Source organism: Lactiplantibacillus sp. ME-2 (assembly GCF_022549155.1).
In the GTDB taxonomy this organism is placed as follows: Bacteria; Bacillota; Bacilli; order Lactobacillales; family Lactobacillaceae; genus Lactiplantibacillus; species Lactiplantibacillus plantarum.
In genome coordinates, this window is the sequence record NZ_JAKZEQ010000010.1 from 24,335 (window position 1) to 43,693 (window position 19,359).

Here is a 19,359-nt window from a genome sequence, read left to right on the forward strand (position 1 = left end):
GTTACTTCGACTCCTTTGCTTGGAATTCCGTAATTTGTTGTTGAATGTTTTGTGGTTGTTCCTCAAAAACATTCCCCAAGAATTCGGTCATTTTTTGCTTTGGTGCTTCATCTGCTTGTTTAACAGCAGCCTTGATATCTTCTTTAACTTGTTCAACGTATTCGTTTTCTTGATCTTCTGACCAAACACCTTGATCAGTCAAGTACTTACGGTAACGAATCAATGGATCATTATCGAACCAAGGTTGTTCTTCGTCCTTAGTCCGGTAACGCTTAGGATCATCCCCAGCATTCGTATGCGGGCCAAACCGGTATGTCAGCGTTTCAATCATGACAGGACCGTTGCCAGCAGCAGCGTATTCCCGGGCGGCCTTTGTTACTTCATAAACAGCTAGGAAGTCCATCCCATCGACCTGAACACTTGGAATACCGGCAGCAACTGCTTTTTGAGCCAACGTCTTCGCAGCTGTTTGCTTGCGCCGTGGTACTGAAATGGCATAACCATTGTTTTGAACAATGAAGACGGCCGGTGCTTCGAAGGCTCCGGCAAAGTTCATACCTTCATAGAAGTCACCTTGCGAAGTCCCACCATCACCAGTATAAGTGTAGGCAACTTTGTCTTCGGTACCGTTCTTTTTAATCCCTAAAGCCACACCGGCAGCTTGTACGTATTGAGCGCCGATAATAATCTGTGGTGGCATTGCATGGAAGTCTTCTGGATATTCGTTACCCAAGACATGACCACGAGACCACAGGAACGCTTTGTAAACAGGTAGTCCGTGTTGAATCAATTGTGGAATATCACGATAAGCAGGCATTAAAACGTCGGTTTTCTTCATCGCGGCGTTACTCCCCATCTCACTGGCTTCTTGGCCCTCAGTCGGCGCATAGAATCCTAAGCGTCCTTGCCGTGTCAAAGCGTTAGAACGTTGATGTAACGTCCGTTCCCATAACATTAATTTAAAGAATTCAACGAGTTGTTCGTTTGAATATTTAGAGACAATTTCTGGTTTAATTACTTTAGCTTGACCATCCAATACTTGCACGGGCTCAAAGTCTTTCCCAAGTGCATCGCGGATCGCACCAAAATCAACAATTGGTTTTTCGTTGTCCATAAATGACACATCCCTTTCATGAACGTACAAACGTTGTGCATCGCACCGCGTTCGTAATCGTTTTCATAATTACAAGTCTAATTTACCATTGCGTTTCATCTTTTGCAAGCCCTTCCAAAGAGCGAAAAGCCGGCTTTTTCTGTCCAAATGATTGTGAACTATTTAATTTGTACTTAATTCTGTTTTCATCTTTTTCATAACGGGCGCTACTTTTTGGCGTAGGCTTATGATAAACTAGATATTAAGTGTAAACTGCGCGATCTTAATTTTGGAGGTAATTGGAATTGATTAAAATGCGCGACATTATCCGCGAAGGTAATCACACGTTACGCGTGGAAGCAAAGCAAGTTAAATTTCCGTTGAGTGAAGCTGATCAGAAGTTGGCCAATGACATGATGGAATACTTAGAAAACAGCCAGGATCCCGAATTGGCTAAAAAATACGGACTGCGTGCCGGTGTTGGTTTAGCTGCACCGCAAGTCGACGTTTCGGAACAGATGGCTGCTGTCCTTGTTCCGAGTGAAAATGAAGATGATGAACCGGTCTTTAAAGACGTCATTATCAATCCCGTGATCATCAGTCACTCCGTCCAACCCGGCGCCTTAACTGAAGGTGAAGGTTGTTTATCCGTCGACCGTGATATTGCTGGCTACGTTATTCGACACGATCGGATTACGTTACGCTACTATAATATGGCTGGTGAAGAGAAAAAGATTCGTCTCAAGAATTATCCGGCCATTGTTTGTCAACATGAAATTGATCATCTTCATGGTATTTTATTCTACGACCATATCAATGGCGACAATCCATTTGCCGCTGATGATGATTTAGTTCTAATTTCTTAAAGTCATTTAAAAAAGCAGTCCTGAAATGTTCAGGACTGCTTTTTTGGTGCACTCGAATTCAACCGACGTAAATCTTCCAAATACTCTAAAGTGGCCTCATTCATCAAATAGGCAATATCTAAGTGGAGCTGTCCGCTGCGCAGCCACGCATCAGTCACTCGTAACGCTGGTCCAGCTTCCCGAAAAGCAACCACCTGATTGTGAATTGCGTACGCTTGCAATTCGTTATTGAATAATCGCCGAACTTCTGGCAAATCGGCCGTGACCATGCCTGGTGCATCTAGCACGTACTCAAAGGCCATCACACCACGCCCCCAGACGTCTGCGACGGGCACCGAATGAATCGCCCCCGCAACCTCTTGAATCGTCATCGCATTTGCGAGCACTTTGAATGCTGCTACCATCGCACTATCAACCGTTCGTTGGCCAGCCCGCCGAATCTTCAACGCCGCACGCTTCAGCACTTGCCGTCGCAGCAATTCATAAACGACGATTGCCATTAGTACCCCACCAATGATTGTTAACCAACTCTGCATGCTCAACCCTCAATTCTTTTTTTGTATAATGATTCACAATTTTAGGAATTTTTCATTTTATTACTTATGTTTAGCATAGCATGTTTCATCAAAAAAAATTCTTTTAACCGCTCTATTTTTGAAGAAAGTTAACATTGTATACACCCATCTCAAATTATGCTAAAATGTAAGATAATTGTTGTGTTTACACAACCTGGTGTACGGATCAAACTTTTATTTTTGCTATCTATTTAGATTACTTAGTATCTAAATAAATCTTGTTTATATTAAGGAGTTTTACGCATGATTTACAAAGTATATTACCAAGAAACCAAAGAACGGAACCCACAACGGGAAACGACCCAATCTTTGTATCTCGAAGCTGAGACCGAAGTAGCGGCACGGACCTTAGTGGAAGATAATACAGATCACAACATCGAATTTATCGAACCGTTAGAAGGTAACTTCTTGGATTACGAACAAAAAAATCCAGAGTATCACCTAACGGAGTTCAATAAATGAAACGGTTAAACGTCAAAAATAACGAAACCGCTGTTTTTGCAGTCGGCGGTTTGGGAGAAATTGGGAAAAATACCTATGGTATCCAATTTCAAGATGAGATTATTCTGATTGATGCCGGAATTAAATTCCCTGAAGATGAACTTCTCGGAATTGATTACGTTATTCCAGACTATTCTTATCTAGTTGCAAATCAGCAAAAAATAAAAGCTTTAGTGATTACGCACGGTCATGAAGATCATATCGGTGGGATTCCATTCCTATTAAAACAGATCAACGTGCCAATCTATGCCGGCCCCCTAGCCTTAGCCTTGATTAAGGGTAAGTTAGAGGAACACGGGTTATTAAAAACAACTGAATTACACGAGATCAATGAAGATACGGTGCTCAAGTTCCGTAAGACGCGTGTCTCGTTCTTCAGAACGACCCATTCAATTCCTGATACACTGGGAATCGCCGTTCAAACACCACCTGGCACGATTGTAGAAACCGGAGACTATAAGTTCGATCTGACACCAATTACTAACCAGCCGCCGAACCTTCAAAAGATGGCGCATCTCGGTGAACGTGGTGTCTTGGCGCTAATGTCAGACAGTACTAACGCCGAACGGCCAATCTGGACGAAATCTGAACGGTGGGTGGCGCAATCAATTCGCCACATTTTTGAACAAGTTGAAGGTCGAATCATCTTTGCTACCTTTGCTTCTAACATCTCGCGGATTCAAGAGGCAGCGCAAGTCGCCCTTGAACATCATCGTAAAATCGCGGTATTTGGGCGTAGTATGGAAGCAGCTATCGTCAACGGACGTGAATTAGGCTATTTAAACATCCCTGACGAAGCCATCGTTGATGCTAACGATTTACGCTCCCTCCCCGCCAATAAAGTCATGATTCTATGTACTGGTTCCCAGGGTGAACCAATGGCGGCGCTCTCGCGAATTGCCAACGGTACTCATCGCCAGATTTCTATTGAACCTGGCGACACCGTGATCTTTTCAAGTTCACCGATTCCTGGTAATACGTTAAGTGTTAACCACGTAATCAACGAACTCGAAGAAGCCGGTGCGAATGTCATTCATGGTAAAGTCAATAACATTCATACATCTGGTCATGGTGGTCAGGAAGAACAGAAACTGATGCTACGGCTGATGAAACCAAAGTTCTTTATGCCGATTCACGGTGAATATCGAATGTTGAAGATTCACACCGAACTGGCCGAACAATGTGGTGTGCCACTAGACCATAGTTTTATCCTTGAAAATGGTGATGTGCTTGCCTTTACGAAGGATTCTGCCCGGGTTGCCGGTCACTTTGGTGCTGGCGATGTCTATGTTGATGGTTCTGGAATCGGCGATATTGGTAACGTTGTGTTACGCGACCGCCAAGTGCTTTCGGAAGAAGGTTTGGTTGTTGTCGTTGCTACCATCAATTTGAACAAAAAAGAGATCCAAGCTGGTCCAGATATTCTGTCACGTGGTTTTGTCTACATGCGCGAGTCTGGCGATCTAATTAACGAAGCCCGGCGGCATGTCTTCCGTACGATCCGGCGCAAAATGAAGTCGGATAAAGCAACCGAAGCGACTATCCGCAATGCGATTATTGACGACCTGCAGAGTTTCTTATTTGATAAGACTGAACGGCACCCAATGATTCTGCCAATGTTGATTATGAACTAACTACTTGCCGGAACGATCTCGTTCCGGTTTTTTATGGTGTAAGACTGATATGAGGTGTAATTTTGATTGCTGAATACTACATTATTATTAATGAACTGGCAGGATCTGGTCACGGTAAGGTCGTTTGGGAAACCGTCAAGCCGATTCTAGAACAACGACAGATTCGATTTGAATATCGAATTTCTGAATATGCCGGCCACACAATTCGGCTCGCAAATGAGTACGTTAAAACCATTCAACGACGACCAAACGTGACCCCGGTCATTCTGGTCATTGGTGGTGATGGCACACTGAACGAGGCCTTGAATGGTATTATGCAGGTCCCACAAGCTGAACCGATCCCGCTCGCCTACATTCCTGGAGGTTCGGGCAACGACTTTGCTCGCGGTCTGGGTATGGCGACTGATCCAGCAATTGCACTTGCACAAGTACTCAACAATATGCGGCCCCGTTCGTTAAATGTTGGTTATTTCCATGAAACCTTGAAAAACGAACACCGGTATTTCGTCAACAACGTTGGTTTAGGATTTGACGCTCAAATCGTTGATGACACAAACCGTAGCAAAAAGAAGGGCCGTCTGGGTCGTTGGGCTTATCTCAGTAACATGCTGGCCGCATATTCCCAACAGGAAGGCTTCCCGCTAACCGTACACGTTAACCGGAAGCGAGACTATTATAAGCGGGCTTTCCTTTGTACAGTCTCGAACATTCCATACTTTGGTGGCGGAGTTAAAATTCTGCCTCAGGCTAATCTGCACGATGATCAGCTCGAATTGATCGTTGTCGAAGAGCCTCACTGGTGGATTATCCTCTGGTTGTTCGTCTTACTGCTACTGGGTGGCCGTCATCTTAAGTCGCGTTTCGTTCACCATTATCGCAACGCTAACTTGCACTTGTTGGTTAACTCTGTTGAAATTGGTCAGATGGATGGTCAAATTATTGGGAATCGTAATTACGACCTCTACTTGTCCACCCATCCCTACCCATTCTGGATCGACACTAGTATCCATGACCACCACTAACTCTACTGCTAAAACAATACAAATTAGCGATAAAAAGTCGTTGCGAAGATGCTCGCAACGACTTTTTTATAGGACCAAGATTGGCAATTCATACTACTTGAGCGCCATCCACTTACCGGCCAGCAATGCTAATGACCACTTAATTGACTCCCCACCCACTCGGCTAATAAAAAAGACTGCTGACCATCTCAATATGGTCACACAGTCAGTCTTGATTAATCTTAGTCCTCAGAAGCGTTGATTGCTTCCAGAAGCATGTCAAGTTGTTCACATTTACGAGATAAGTGACTCACCCGTTCTTTCAAATGCGGATAAATGGTCACAACCCGTGAGCGATCCTGTTGCCGAACGGCTAGCGTCCTTAAATGATCGAGTTCGGTATTAGCCTCTTGATATTCTTCCAGAATCTCAAAACGATTACTCACTGATAGCACTTCCTTATCACAATAGATGGTCCAATTTTTCGAATTGAAAAACGACAAACATAATATACCACAATTATTGGTAAGTTTAAATCATAAAATTCAAAAAAATTTAAATAAAAATACCCCTAACACTTAACAATATCGTGTTAGGGGTATTTGCAATTAAAATCGGCTTACTTAACCGTACCTGCAAAACTTGGCATGAAGTAAGAACTGATTGTCTGAACTTGAACGTTTTGGCCTTCAGTTGGAGCCGCAACGTATTGATTATTTCCAATATAGATGGCATCGTGATAAGTGCTACCACGACTACCCCAGAATAAAATATCTCCAGGTTGAGCATCCGCAACGGAATGCGTCGTCACATAAGATTCCTGTGCAACCGTACTATGTGGCAAGGTAATCCCAGCTGCATGTTGGTAAACATAGGAAACTAAACCAGAACAATCCATTCCCGAAAGACTCGCACCACCCCAAACATAAGGGATGTTGGCACTAGCCAACTTCAGCGCAAGGCCGGTTACAGAACCAGTAGCTAAATCACTCGTTGAACTAGTAGTGGTACTGCTACTATTAGTCGTTGCGGTACTACTTGCGGTATTGCTTGCACTGCTAGTGGCTGCTGAAGAACTACTCTGACTGGTCGTGCTTGAACTAGTCGCTGCCGAGCTACTCTGGCTCGCTGTACTCGTAGTTGATGCTGCACTAGCAGCTGTACTTGATGCTTGACTAGCCGTGCTAGTAGCAGTCGTACTGCTACTACTAGTTGCACTCGCAGTTGAAGCGGTACTTTGACTAGTCGTTGTTGAACTAGCAGCTGATGAGGACGCGCTACTCGTTACTGAGGCACTCGCTGCAACACTCTTCGACTGACTGGTAGCAGTCGAAGAACTAGCACTACTTGCTGATACGGCTGCACTCGTTGCGACTGCTTTGACCGGTGCATTTGAGGTCGTAGCCGTTGATGAAGCAACAGAGCCGGTCGATGATGATATCGTTGACGTGCTAGTACTGCTTGCTGAGTTCGCACTGACAGCATCCTGACTTGCTGCACTGGTGCTACTTACAACGCTTGCACTCACACTTGAAACCGAACTCGCACTTGTACTTGAGGTGGAACTCGCACTAACAGCCGTCGTGGCCTTGGCAGTCGTACTCGTAGTTGACGCTGCACTAGTAGCTGACATGGTTGTTTTTTGACTCGTCTTAGCGGTCGTCTTGGTCGTTGCTCCTGGCACTTGAATGTTCTGACCCACCACAATTAAATCGCCAGAAAGACCATTTAACGTCTGGAGAGCGTGAACAGAAGTGTTGTACTTATCAGCAAGCGCCCAAAGAGTGTCACCCGCTTTAACGGTATATGTACCCTTAGTAGCGGCTTTCTTAGTTGCTGACTTAGTCGTGGCGGTCTTAGTTGCGGATCCACCAATTTGTAAGTTTTGACCAACATAAATTAAATCGATATTACCATCAGATGCTTTAATCTGGTTAAGTTTTTCAATACTCTGCACGGAAACACCGTGTTGTTGAGCGAGGCCCCAAACTGTATCGTTTGCTTTTACAGTGATTGAGGCAGCATTGGCAGCTTGGCCTGTAGCAAGCAATAAACCAACGGCACCAACCGTACTGGCTAGGACCTTGCCCGTTGTATGTGCTTGTGACATTTAATTCACTCCTTAGTTTTTGAACTCAAATTAACAGTAACAAAATCGTCTTGTGACTGAAGATTAAGAAATTCTTAACCTGCTTTTACAAATCATAATTTTATTGTAGCACAATTTACCAAAATACAAACTAGAATCGCTCGTTTTTTTACAAAACAGTCCGGTTATTTTGAAAAACGTTTGCCAATACCAAAGCGGCGCATTTGGCTGTTATAGCAACGTTTATGCATATAAACGGAATGTTATCTTTTGATTACTTCAAGTAATTAGTTGCACTGTTTGGACGAGTTACGCTATTCAGTAAACCAACCAAAAAGCACATTAACCTTTTTGTAGGTTAATGTGCTTAAAGTTGCGAGCTAGATGCGAGGATCAAACAACCGATCAACTGGTTGCTGTTCATGTACTAATTTGATTGCATCACCCAATAATGGACCAACCGAAAGTTGCACCAACTTATCAAATTGTTTATCCGCTGGGATCTGAATCGTATCCGTCACGATGACTTTCTCGAACTTGGAAGCCTGTAATTTAGCCACTGCATCCTGTGAAAAGATTGCGTGAGTCGCACAGCCGTATACGGTCGCTGCTCCCGCTTGTGCTAAAGCATCTGCCGAGACATCGAACCGAGTTCCCGTATCAATCATATCATCGATCACAATGGCGACGCGCCCTTTCACATCACCAATAATACTACTTGGCACTAGGTCATCATCATCTGGGTGTCGATTATCAATAATCGCAATTGGGGCCCCCAATAGTTCTGCCATCTTACGTGCCCGCGAAACACCGGCATGATCTGGTGACACGACGACGAGATTATCGGTAATGCCGCGATCTTTAAAATAACTTGCCAAGAGTGGGGCCGCAAATAAATGATCAACCGGAATATCAAAGAATCCTTGAATCTGTGCGGCGTGCAAATCGACCGTCAAGACTCGACTGGCCCGGTCCTTTTCCAATAACGTTGCAATTAATTTCGCAGTAATGGGCTCACGTGAACGCGCTTTGCGATCTTGACGTGAGTACCCGTAATAAGGAATAACCACGTTAATCTGACTGGCACTAGCACGTCTTAAGGCATCGATCATGATCAATAATTCTAATATTGTATCATTGACCGGTTCCGAAATAGATTGAATGACGAAAACTTCCGCCCCACGAATACTTTCTTCGATGTTGATCTGAATTTCACCATCACTAAACCGCTTTACGGAACTTTTGCCGAGTGGAATTCCGACCCGCTGCGCAATTTTTTCGGCTAACGGTAGGTTCGAATTCAGGGCAAACAGTTTCAGTTTGGCATAAGATTGATCTGTTGACATAACGACCTCCATAAAAGTTGTTTGATGATTTTGCTACTTTGATTATAGCAGTAACCACGGCTAAAAACCGCACACAAGCAAATTTTCTTGCATAATGAGCGTCGCCGACAATGTGTCGTTCACCGTAATTTCAGTTGCAATAACCAATTAATTATCAATTAGCTACTTGCGGCATGAAATTAGCTGGCGTGATACCATTCATGCCAATCATCGGATCGATTCGGCCAGCGCTGACTAGCGCTGGGGTCAAAATTGTTGGTCCAGCAGACTGGGAACTCGGTTCCTGAGTTTTTTCAGTGGCCGACTCCTCGTCAGAAGCAACTTTCTTAACCGCCGTCGCTTTTTCGCTGGCTGGCATTGCCTCTGCTTGGTCAGTAGTCGCAATAGTGGCCGTTTCATCGGATACGGTATCCCCGCCAAAGACTTGTTGTAACCGTTTCGTCAGTGTGGTTTGGCGATTAACCGATTCATTGGTAACGCTCCGCTCAAATGATTGACTATCACCTAACAGGATCAGCATTTGTTCAGCACGTGTCACGGCAGTATACAGTAGATTGCGTTGTAGCATCCGTGCAAATTGTGGTACCAGTGGCAGAATCACCATTTTAAACTGGCTCCCTTGAGACTTGTGGATCGACATACTGTACGCTAATGTCAATCGATTCCATTCATTGCGTTGATAAGTCACTTCATTTTGATCAAAGGCAATCGTGATCTGGTCTTTCTTCGATTCATTGTGAGAATCATTTGCCAGATCGATACCGACGATTTTACCAATGTCGCCATTAAAAACATTATCCTCGGGTGAATTAACGAGGTGCAGGACCTTATCACCGACCCGAAAATCTTGACCGTTATACGTTAGATGCTTCTGATGGGCACTCTTCAACGGATTAAAGATTTTCTGAACCGTGGTATTCAGCTGATCGATCCCGGCAGTGCCGCGATACATCGGGGCCAGAATTTGGACCTCCTCAGCACTGAAGCCCTTCGCCTTGGCACGTGCCACAACTTGTTCAACAATGTGATTGACTTGATAAGCGTTGCAGGCAATAAATGAGCGATCCGGTTGGTTGACGGCAAAATCGGCCGGTAAATGACCATCTTTGATGGCGTGGGCCAACGGAATAATACTGGAATCATTGCCCTGCCGGTAGATTGTCGTTAACTCAATTTGGGGCAGTTCACTAAACTGCAATAAATCATGAAACACTTGCCCGGCTCCTACCGATGGCAGTTGATCCTTATCGCCAACAAGAATGACTTGCATGTGACTTGGAATCGCCGTCAGTAACTGCTGAAACAGTACCGTGTCAACCATCGACATTTCGTCAATAATCAGGAGGCCCCCATCTAATTCCTTACTAGGCTCCTCGGGACCATCTTCACGCCCCGTCAACCCAAGCAACCGATGAATAGTACTAGCTGGGAGCCCAGTCGTTTCAGCCATCCGCTTGGCTGCCCGTCCAGTCGGTGCCGCCAGCAGGATTGGAAAAGGCTTATCCTTATACTGATTGATATCTAGTGCAACGTCGTGTAATTCCGCATAGAGCGCGACTAAGCCACGGATAATGGTCGTTTTACCAGTCCCCGGTCCCCCAGTTAGTAGAAAAACAGGCGCCGTAATCGCCGCTTTTAGTGCTTCGGTTTGTGATTCATCATAAGTAATGTTGCTAGCTCGACCGACATGCTCGATAGCATGATCCACGGCACGTTCAGACAATTTTTCATCATTATCGGCGGCTAACAACCGTTGTAAATGTTCCGCAACGCGCCACTCGGCTTCATAGAGGCCGCGCAAGTAGATACGATTCTCGTCACCCACGATTTTATTTTCCTTCGCCAAGACGACCAACTGATCAGCCAGTTTCGAAGGATCAATTTGAACATTGCGAGCATTCTCAAGTAGTTGCAACGTTTGATTCAGCAACGGTTGAGCCGTGGTATACGTATCACCGTTTTCCACGCACAGCTCATTAATCTCAGTCAATAGGGCCGCCTTTAACCGGTCATCCGCTTGGGGATCAATTTTAAGTTGGGCCGCAATTTGATCCGCTTTTTTGAACCCGACGCCTTTGATATCCTCAACCAAACAGTACGGATTCTCTTGAATCTTAGCCAAAGTGTCACCTTGATAGCGTGCATAGATGGCCGCAGCTAACCGACTCCCAAAACCGTACGCATTAAGTCCGATGATAGTTTGCTCCAAACCGTTATTGACCGTGAGCGTGTCGATCAAAGTCGTCTGAACGCTGGCCCGAAGTCCGATTGGTTTTAAAACCTTCGGATCAGCTAAAATTTGATCAATGGCGTCTTCGCCCAAAGTATCGACGATTCGCTCAGCGGTCCGCTTACCCAACCCAGGAAAATCACTACCAGATAGATAGGCAATTAAGCCTGCGCGTGTCGTGGGCGTTTCATTTTGATAATTATCCGCTTGAAACTGAACCCCGTATTTGGGATGCGTGACCGTTTTACCGGTAAAACGATACGTTGTCTCCTCCTGAATATCCGCAAAATTTCCAGTAACAACGATCTCATCTTCCGACCAATCAATGTTCTGTTCAGTTACTTTGACTAATAAGACTTTATAAAAACTATCGGCACTGCTAAAAAAAACGGCAGCGACTTTACCGACGATAAAGTGTGTGACCGGTTCCCGACCAATATCGTCGGAAAATAAATGTGCTTGTTCGTCCGTCACGGAAATCCTCCTAAATTAGTGATTTTGATTATCTGCTTGTGCGGCTAACATTTTTTCAATATCCGTTAGCTGTTGCTGATGACTTTTAAAATATTGACTGTCCAATTTCTGCGCGCGTTCAAACCAGGTGGCATACGGTTTTCCCAGTACCATTGCGGTCAGTCCAAGGTTAAAAGCAGCTCGCCCAGATTGCGAATCAATCTTATATGCGCGTTGATAGTAATCCGATGCTTGCTGATTATTGCCTAATGCAAGTAATATGTCTGCTACTAACAAATTAGCGTCAAGTTGTTGTGGACGTGCCTCTTGAGCCGTAATGGCCCAGACCAGGGCATGTTGGTAATCGTGTTGGGCCATTAAAGCTTGTGCACTCATTAAATAAGCATCCTGTTTTAGTTGATCATCCGTAATTTGTTGATAATATGGTAACGCTTTGTCATAAGTTTGAGCTTGATAATAGACATTTCCCAACGCATAACGCAGGTAGTCGGCTGCGGGTTGTTGGTGGTCAAACTTTCCCAACGCCTTCATTGCTAACGCCTCTGCCTGTTCAAAATCTTGACCAGCCGTTAATAATACCACTAGTTCATAATAAGCATGGTAGTCCTCGGGCTGTGCATCAATCTTGCCAATGAGTTGATGGACTAGTGCTTGCTGTTTAGCTTTACTAGGACGTGATGTTTTTGCCATCCGAACCACTTCCTTCTATATTAAATCGTATCAGTTGCATCGGGCCGCCGTGATAGGTATGAGGTGTCATTCCAATCTAATAGCTTAAAATGTTGACCACGGTCACGCGTCTCTAAAATTGTTGTTGACGTATTCGACAAGCCACCCCGTTGCCGTAACGTCGCCAGTGTCGCTCCCAGTAATGAGTTGACCAAGGCATTCAAGGCCGCACCATGACTAACGATCAAAACATTGTCATCGCGACGTGGATTTGCTTGAACAATTTGCTTAATAGCGGGAGTCATCCGCTTCAGCAGTTGTTGAAAGCTCTCCCCCTGAATCGCTGTCGGGTCATACTGATCCGGATGATTTCGAAACGCGTCGAATTCGGCCGGATACGTAGCTTCAACATCCGTGAAGGCCATTCCTTCCATCTTACCGAGATTGAACTCCCGTAAACGACTCAGTACCGTTATGGGTAACTCTGATTGTGTCAAATCATTACGTAGTGTCATCGCTGTATCACGCGCCCGTTTTAACGGACTGACATAGATATGACTAAACCGAATATCCTGGAGCGCCGCTGCCAATTCATGAATTTCTTGATAACTAGTCGGTAATAATGGTGAATCTCCCTGAGAGCCTTGATAGCGTCCCTCAAGATTCCACTCTGTTTTCCCATGGCGAACAAATAATAGTTTTGTCAATTGCTTACTTCCTTACTCTAGTGTCTTGATTTGATCTTATTTTCGAGCAATGGCCCCTCCAAACTGAATAACGGTTGCGATGATTCAGCAGTATCATTGCAACTCATCGTCAATCGCCGTTAGGCCAACCCTGTTAATACTTCAAATGACGTGGCGGATGGTCGTGATACTTCGTCACGCTCGCAACACGTCTTACGTTCTATATTATGACAGTTTTCAGACTGATTTTCAAAATCTGTTCACGAATTTTAACGATCATCACGCTATTATTTGATAAACGCGATCAGTTGACCGGGCATGGTATCTTTTAGCCACTAAGTATGCAACTGCTACGCCATACTGCCAATGGCTGTTATTCACCGTACTACTCAGCCGTAAGAGTAAATCGTCGTTTTTCCAATCTACTTAATAAAAATATAATTATGTAAACTAAATCAGCCGAACCAAGTTCAACTCCAGCATTACCCTGCTTTAACAAAAAAGTGGTAAGTAGCTTTGAAACACTACTTACCACCACTAATTATTATGCAGCGGGCACAATCGCCAAGGTCCAAGTAATAATGCTTTGATACTCACCAGGCGTTGCCAATGGTGTTGCTGGTAACTGTAATGAACTAGGTGCCACATCAAAAGTTTGACTCTGATGACCAGTTTGCCGGTAAACGCTGGTTGTCGAACCATCCGTTGGTATCGTTTGATTGAGCACTCCCGTCGAGTCTTTGAGCATTAACCGAGCCGTCTTGATTGTTGTATTTCCAGCAGTAAAGGGACTCAGACTCGCCATTAACTGCCAGTCAGCCCCAACAGTCCGGTCATCAACCACGGCCAACCGATAGTCATTATTACCGTCATAACCGTCATTAGCTTTGACGGCCGTCGGGTCTGTCGCCAAGTCAGTACCTTGTGCGAGTCGCTGCAGGTTTAACGTTCCAAAATTAAAATTAGGAACGGCACTCAATGATAACCGCCCACCACTCTTAACTGTTAGCAAAGCGGCGTTGGTCGTCACCGTCTGTGGCTTGCCATTGACCGGATAGCTTAGACTCGCATAGTAGGCCGTTCCATCATCATCCGCATTGGTCGGTACCTTGACCGTATAACTCGTATCCGTGACATTGAGGGCTGTAGCCTTACCATTCTTGACACGATACCAATTGCTAACAGTCACCCCCTCGGGCAATGCTGGTAATGTAAATGTTGCCGGCGTCCCTTCTACGACCGTCACATCTTGTAACGCTCCAACCAAAATTTTGACGCTATCACTCAGACCATTAGAGGTTCCGGTAATCGTGACAGTTCCGTGATCATCCGCTTTTCCGGAATTATCCGTGGCGGCATCCGCTGCGGTCACATTCCCATATTCATCAACTGCCGCAAGTGACGGGTCACTACTCTTCCAAGTAATTGGATCCGTTGCTTCCTCCGGCGTCAGTGCTGCATGTACCATGGTCGTTTGTGCATTATTGAGCCACGCGTCATCACTCGTCACTTTGATGCCAGTCGTTACCACCCGGGCTGGCGTGACCGTCACTTTCGCGATTTTGGACCAATAATCAGGAAACGCCCCAACACCAGAGAAATCATACTGGACTTGAAAATAAAGATGCGTTGTTTTGGTCACTTGCGGCGCATTGAAAGTATAGGTTCGACTATTAGTGCCAATCTTCTGATAGGTTTGCCCCTCATCCGTCGATTCCCACCAAACGTACTTGCGACCACTCAACAGACTTGTCGCCGCCTCAAGCGCACTGCGCTGGGCCCGAACCGACAGCGTTACTGAGTTGCCACCAATCACATTTGAATCGATTGGCTGTTGTGAAAAACCGCCCGATAGATTCAAGCCTAAGACGGAACTCGGTGGACTGCTTGGCAATTGGGGCGCCGTTTTGGCTGCTAAGGCACTCGTGACGATACCTAAACCAACCAGCATACTTATCACCATTAGGCCACAAGCCTTGATCAACTTTCTCATCGTTCCTCACTCCTTACGCGAACGCCGCTGGCCAAACCAGTACGCCGCCATTAGAAGTGCTAAGAGAATGACTAGTGCCACTGCACCCCACAGCCACCAGTTGACCTGACGCGGTCCAACCAGATGATGATTATGTTGTTGCGCCCGTTCTGCAGTCAAGGTAAAGTCACGGGTGAAATCCCAGACACGCTGGCCGCTCGTTAGATGCAATTTTAGTCGGTACTTCCCTGCGGCTAAGTTTTGCGTGCCCAACGCGACTTGATAGTTAAACCAGCTATTCGGTGCCATTGATCCTGATTTAAGTTGCTGCGTGGCAACGGTTTTTCCCGTCGTGCGTTGAATAACGCGTGCTTGAATTTTGAGTTGTCCAAAAAGTGTCGGCGTCAGATTACGGAGTTTGGCAAAGAGTACTGGTTGCCCATTGGTGGGCGTCACTTTGACTTCATCGAGGACTAACTTAACTGGAATCGTCACTTGCGGCTGACACCAAAGCGCCACCGCTGTAACCTCTGCATAGCGATTCTTCAACATAAAACCTTGACTCGTCGTTGGCCGGGCCGCATTGGCGGTTGGATTGGTGACAAAGAGGCCACCTAACACCTCCCCTTGGAACCCAGACTTGGGAATCGTGGTCTTAAAAGCCACCGTTTTCGCTTGATGAGCCGCTAACTTAACTACGACGCCACTTGACGTCATGTCAGTAAACGTCGTCGTGGCAGATGGGTCATGCCGCTTAGACGGCACGTACGCGACGCTGCCTGCATCTGAGGTCGTTGCGTTGACCGGTGTTACCTGCAACGTAATTGCTGATTTACCAGGATTGCTGACGGAGACTCTGAACGTTGACGTCGTTCCCGGCGTGACCTTCATATTAAAGTAACCCGCCTGCTTATCTAGTTGATCCTTGGGCAGTAGGGGTGTCAGAATAAAACCCGATGCGGGTGTGTTAGATGCCGCTTGACCAGGTAATGACCCTAAAAGCCCGCCTAGTAGCAATGCCAACACTAATAACCACCACTGACCGATTTGTTTCCATCGCATTCTAAACACCCCCACTTCACTTAATCATTGAATAACGACGCGCGATGATCAGCTGAACCTATGAAGCTGCTTTTGGTGTTGCTGCAGCAGCTGCTGGTGCATTTTGAAGCGTCCAGTAAAGCGTTGCTGTGTAAGTTCCAGCAGAAATATTGGACTGCTTACCGACTTGCAATGAACTGCTCGTGGCAGTCGTCGCTGTATTTGAACCTTCACCACTATCTGCAGCAGCATTCCATAACGTTTGTGGGCTCGCGACCCATCCGTTTGTCACTTCGCTCTGATTCAAACTCAATGCGGTCGGCGCGGCAGTATTAGCATTGTCAGCGTTACCCTTGGTCATATTCAAATTCAATGTGGCCGAGTCAACTTTAGCCGCTCCCGAACTAAACGGTCCCATCCCAACTGTCAACGTCCAGCCAGCATGATTTCCCCGAAAGTCGCTAACGTTTAAATTGCCACTACCATTGCCATCATAGCCACTGCCTCCCGACGTATTGCTACTTGTTGCATTTAACGTTGTGGCAGCAGATGCAATATTCTTAACGTTGGTCGAACTTAACGCGATATTTGGCACAGCATCCAACGTTAATTCACCGGGCATAACCGTAAATTGTGCATTCGATAACGCTTCCGCATTACCCGTGCTATCCGCAACATAACCAGACGAAACTGTCGTCAAATTGTTGCTTGCTGTTCCGGGTCCGGCCGCTAACGCCGCTAGGGGCATTAGCGCAAGTGATAGTAAAGTTGCGCCACCACTCAACCCGGTCATTAATTTAAAAGTTCGCATGTTGCTTCCTCCTTCTCAATCGACTGCTTTTCCAGTCGCCTGCTACCATATTAGTTTACTAATCACTTTATGATTCCGCTTTCACCGTCCTCTTCCCCTGACGCCAACCATAGTTTATCATGTATACCAATCGAAACTGTGGGTTATGTTTTGATTCATTAACTTTCCATATTAATTAAACGCCTGGTGATAACCGGCCACAACGTGGATACCCAGTCACCCTTGTAACCAAAAAAACATCAAGGCCCGTTGTCCTTGATGTTTTTACATCATTAATTCATTTATTTTTTTAACGCTTCATCTAACGCAATAACGCCCTTAACTGGACCAACCACAGTAATCACATCATGGAGGGCCATCATATCCGTCGGCTTGGGCGAGACATCAATGTGTTTCTCGTGTTTGATTGCAATTACCGTCAGACCAAAACGTTGCCGGATCTTTAAATCGATCAGATTCTGATTAACAAAGTTCGGATCCGTAATCTCGATTGCGGCCAACGTATACTCATCACTTAAGTCAATAAAGTTTAAAATATGGTTGGAAAGGATGCGGTGGGCAATGCCCTGACCCATATCACGTTCCGGAAATACGACTTGGTCAGCGCCGACCCGTTCAAGGACCCGCCCCTGGTCGCTAGTTTCGGCCTTGGCGATGACCTTTTTCGCCCCCTGCTCCTTGCTCAACATCGTCGTCAGAATACTGGCTTCCATATTATTGCCAATCCCAATAATCACATAATCAAACGTATCGACGTTCAAATCACGCAACACCTGCTCGTCACGGGTATCAGCAATCATTGTCTGTGTCGCCACGTCCATTAGCTCGTTAACTGGTTCTTCGTTAATATCAACGGCCAAAACATCCTGATGAGCTGCGGCAAGCGCCCGAACAACACTCTCACCAAACCGTCCTAGACCAAATACAGCAAAACTTTTTCGCATGTTGCCCACCTAACCAATCAAAATATTTTCTGCCGGATAACGGATCAAGTTCACCCTAGCTTGACGTCTGGAAAGCGCGTAGAGTGACGTGAAGATCCCCACCCGGCCAATAAACATTAGCATCATGATTACAATCTTCCCAATCAAAGTCAGATTGGGCGTCAATCCCAAACTGAGTCCGACGGTTCCAAATGCTGATAACACTTCAAACAAAACGTATTCCAACCCGAAGCCCTTCGGAATTTTTTCAGTCTGCGTTAAGATCAGTGTTGCCACTGTCAGCACAATACTAGCCAAGAAAATCAGCATTAGCGCCCGATTGATATTCTCCTGACTAAAACGACGATGACTAAACTCAACATCACGGCGACCACGTAGCTGGGCAATACTTTGGAACATCAAAACGCCAAACGTTGTCGTCTTGATCCCACCCGCAGTCGATCCAGGCGTCCCACCAACGAACATCAGAATCATAATGACCAATAAACTCCCCGCTTGCAATCCTTGAGTAGGCATTGTGATTAAACCCGCTGTCCGGGGGGTAACACTTAAAAACAGCGTATTGATCGTTCGGTTGACCCACGACATTCCGGTTGGCAACAGTTCCAAGTCACGTTCAGTGATCAACAACAAGACAAAACCGATGACAAATAAACTGAAAGTTGTGAGTAAGGTCAGTTTGGAATTTAAAGTCAGTCGCTTACGCGTATGGTACAGCAGCACGTCACGCCAAACTAAAAATCCAAGGCCACCCGCAATAATTAGGATCATCGTGACCGTCAAGACGTATGGATCATTACGAAAGCCTTGCAGACTATCGCCAAACACATCAAAACCGGCATTACAAAATGACATAACCGCATGGTATAGTGACACATACAATCCGTGACGCCAACCAAATCGAGGTACAAAATCAATTGCGAGCAACCCAAGACCGCCTAGCTGAAAGAGCAGTGACAAACCCACGACATACTTCATAACGCTTTTAGTATCACTCAATCGTTCCAAATTCAGGGAGGCCTTGACCATCAACTGCGTAGAGAGACCGATCTGACGACGCATAATATTAAAGAGGAGTACCGCAAAGGTCATGTAGCCCAGCGCACCGACCTCCGAAAGTACCAGAATCACCAATTGACCAAACGTTGTCCAGTGCGCAGCAGTATTGACGACGGTCAGCCCAGTAATACATGTCGCTGATGCCGACGTAAACAACACATCGATCAACGACGTGTGCACGTTTGCTGGCGTCGCCCATGGGAGGCTCAGTAAGACTGTCCCAATCAGAATTAAGATAATAAAACCGGCTACCATTTTCTTAGATAGCGTATCAAAAAATTTAAAATGTGCTAATTGTCTCATAATCATTCCATCCCACAACAGCTTATCGATTATAACCAATCAGTCCGATTGATCATACTCCATTT

The 19,359-nt window shown here is 45.6% G+C and carries 17 protein-coding genes; 4 read left to right on the forward strand and 13 right to left on the reverse strand.

Features of this window, described 5'->3' with window-relative positions:
* Position 1: 1 nt before the first annotated feature.
* A complete protein-coding gene (gene pdhA, locus MMY95_RS05315) occupies positions 2 to 1,114 on the reverse strand; it encodes a pyruvate dehydrogenase (acetyl-transferring) E1 component subunit alpha (RefSeq protein WP_003644593.1) in 1,113 nt (370 codons plus the stop codon).
* Positions 1,115 to 1,398: 284 nt separating this feature from the next.
* On the opposite strand from pdhA, the gene def reads away from it, so the two are divergent.
* On the forward strand, positions 1,399 to 1,959 hold the full coding sequence (def, locus tag MMY95_RS05320; protein ID WP_063723661.1) for a peptide deformylase: 561 nt from the start codon (positions 1,399 to 1,401) through the stop codon (positions 1,957 to 1,959).
* Between the two features lie 29 nt (positions 1,960 to 1,988).
* Here def and MMY95_RS05325 read toward each other — a convergent pair whose 3' ends face one another.
* Positions 1,989 to 2,495 (reverse strand): hypothetical protein, encoded by a 507-nt coding sequence (locus MMY95_RS05325; RefSeq protein ID WP_003640826.1) that lies wholly within the window; start codon positions 2,493 to 2,495, stop codon positions 1,989 to 1,991.
* 282 nt (positions 2,496 to 2,777) lie between these two features.
* On the opposite strand from MMY95_RS05325, the gene MMY95_RS05330 reads away from it, so the two are divergent.
* The 3 genes from MMY95_RS05330 (at position 2,778) to MMY95_RS05340 (ending at position 5,691) form a co-directional block, all read left to right on the forward strand.
* The gene (locus tag MMY95_RS05330; protein WP_003640827.1) at positions 2,778 to 2,996 is read left to right on the forward strand and encodes a DNA-directed RNA polymerase subunit epsilon; all 219 of its coding nucleotides are present in this window, start codon (positions 2,778 to 2,780) and stop codon (positions 2,994 to 2,996) included.
* Positions 2,993 to 4,669, forward strand: a complete 1,677-nt coding sequence (locus MMY95_RS05335) for a ribonuclease J (protein ID WP_003640828.1) — start codon at positions 2,993 to 2,995, stop codon at positions 4,667 to 4,669. Before MMY95_RS05330 ends, MMY95_RS05335 begins: the two co-directional genes overlap by 4 nt.
* Before the next feature lie 62 nt (positions 4,670 to 4,731).
* A complete protein-coding gene (locus MMY95_RS05340) occupies positions 4,732 to 5,691 on the forward strand; it encodes a diacylglycerol kinase family protein (protein ID WP_013355677.1) in 960 nt (319 codons plus the stop codon).
* Between the two features lie 221 nt (positions 5,692 to 5,912).
* Here the strand turns inward: MMY95_RS05340 and MMY95_RS05345 are convergent, their stop codons facing one another.
* The 11 genes from MMY95_RS05345 to MMY95_RS05395 form a co-directional block, all read right to left on the reverse strand.
* Entirely contained in the window at positions 5,913 to 6,116 is a 204-nt protein-coding gene (locus MMY95_RS05345) for a hypothetical protein (RefSeq protein WP_003645925.1), read from the reverse strand.
* A gap of 173 nt (positions 6,117 to 6,289) precedes the next feature.
* Positions 6,290 to 7,780: a C40 family peptidase gene (locus MMY95_RS05350; protein WP_241277533.1), complete on the reverse strand. Its 1,491-nt coding sequence runs from the start codon at positions 7,778 to 7,780 to the stop codon at positions 6,290 to 6,292.
* 359 nt (positions 7,781 to 8,139) lie between these two features.
* Positions 8,140 to 9,105, reverse strand: coding sequence for a ribose-phosphate diphosphokinase (locus tag MMY95_RS05355; protein WP_003645927.1), 966 nt, complete (start codon positions 9,103 to 9,105; stop codon positions 8,140 to 8,142).
* Between the two features lie 154 nt (positions 9,106 to 9,259).
* Positions 9,260 to 11,809, reverse strand: a complete 2,550-nt coding sequence (locus MMY95_RS05360; RefSeq protein WP_027821187.1) for an ATP-dependent RecD-like DNA helicase — start codon at positions 11,807 to 11,809, stop codon at positions 9,260 to 9,262.
* A gap of 15 nt (positions 11,810 to 11,824) precedes the next feature.
* Positions 11,825 to 12,499, reverse strand: coding sequence for a tetratricopeptide repeat protein (locus MMY95_RS05365; RefSeq protein WP_003640835.1), 675 nt, complete (start codon positions 12,497 to 12,499; stop codon positions 11,825 to 11,827).
* 20 nt (positions 12,500 to 12,519) lie between these two features.
* Positions 12,520 to 13,185, reverse strand: coding sequence for a histidine phosphatase family protein (locus MMY95_RS05370; RefSeq protein ID WP_003640836.1), 666 nt, complete (start codon positions 13,183 to 13,185; stop codon positions 12,520 to 12,522).
* A 523-nt stretch (positions 13,186 to 13,708) separates the two neighbouring features.
* On the reverse strand, positions 13,709 to 15,157 hold the full coding sequence (locus tag MMY95_RS05375) for a WxL domain-containing protein (RefSeq protein WP_202861051.1): 1,449 nt from the start codon (positions 15,155 to 15,157) through the stop codon (positions 13,709 to 13,711).
* A 6-nt stretch (positions 15,158 to 15,163) separates the two neighbouring features.
* Positions 15,164 to 16,198: a DUF916 and DUF3324 domain-containing protein gene (locus MMY95_RS05380; protein ID WP_003640838.1), complete on the reverse strand. Its 1,035-nt coding sequence runs from the start codon at positions 16,196 to 16,198 to the stop codon at positions 15,164 to 15,166.
* A 58-nt stretch (positions 16,199 to 16,256) separates the two neighbouring features.
* Positions 16,257 to 16,988 (reverse strand): WxL domain-containing protein, encoded by a 732-nt coding sequence (locus tag MMY95_RS05385; RefSeq protein ID WP_003644599.1) that lies wholly within the window; start codon positions 16,986 to 16,988, stop codon positions 16,257 to 16,259.
* A gap of 281 nt (positions 16,989 to 17,269) precedes the next feature.
* Entirely contained in the window at positions 17,270 to 17,932 is a 663-nt protein-coding gene (locus tag MMY95_RS05390) for a TrkA family potassium uptake protein (RefSeq protein ID WP_003644600.1), read from the reverse strand.
* A 9-nt stretch (positions 17,933 to 17,941) separates the two neighbouring features.
* The gene (locus tag MMY95_RS05395; protein WP_003644601.1) at positions 17,942 to 19,300 is read right to left on the reverse strand and encodes a potassium transporter TrkG; all 1,359 of its coding nucleotides are present in this window, start codon (positions 19,298 to 19,300) and stop codon (positions 17,942 to 17,944) included.
* Between the last annotated feature and the right edge of the window lie 59 nt (positions 19,301 to 19,359).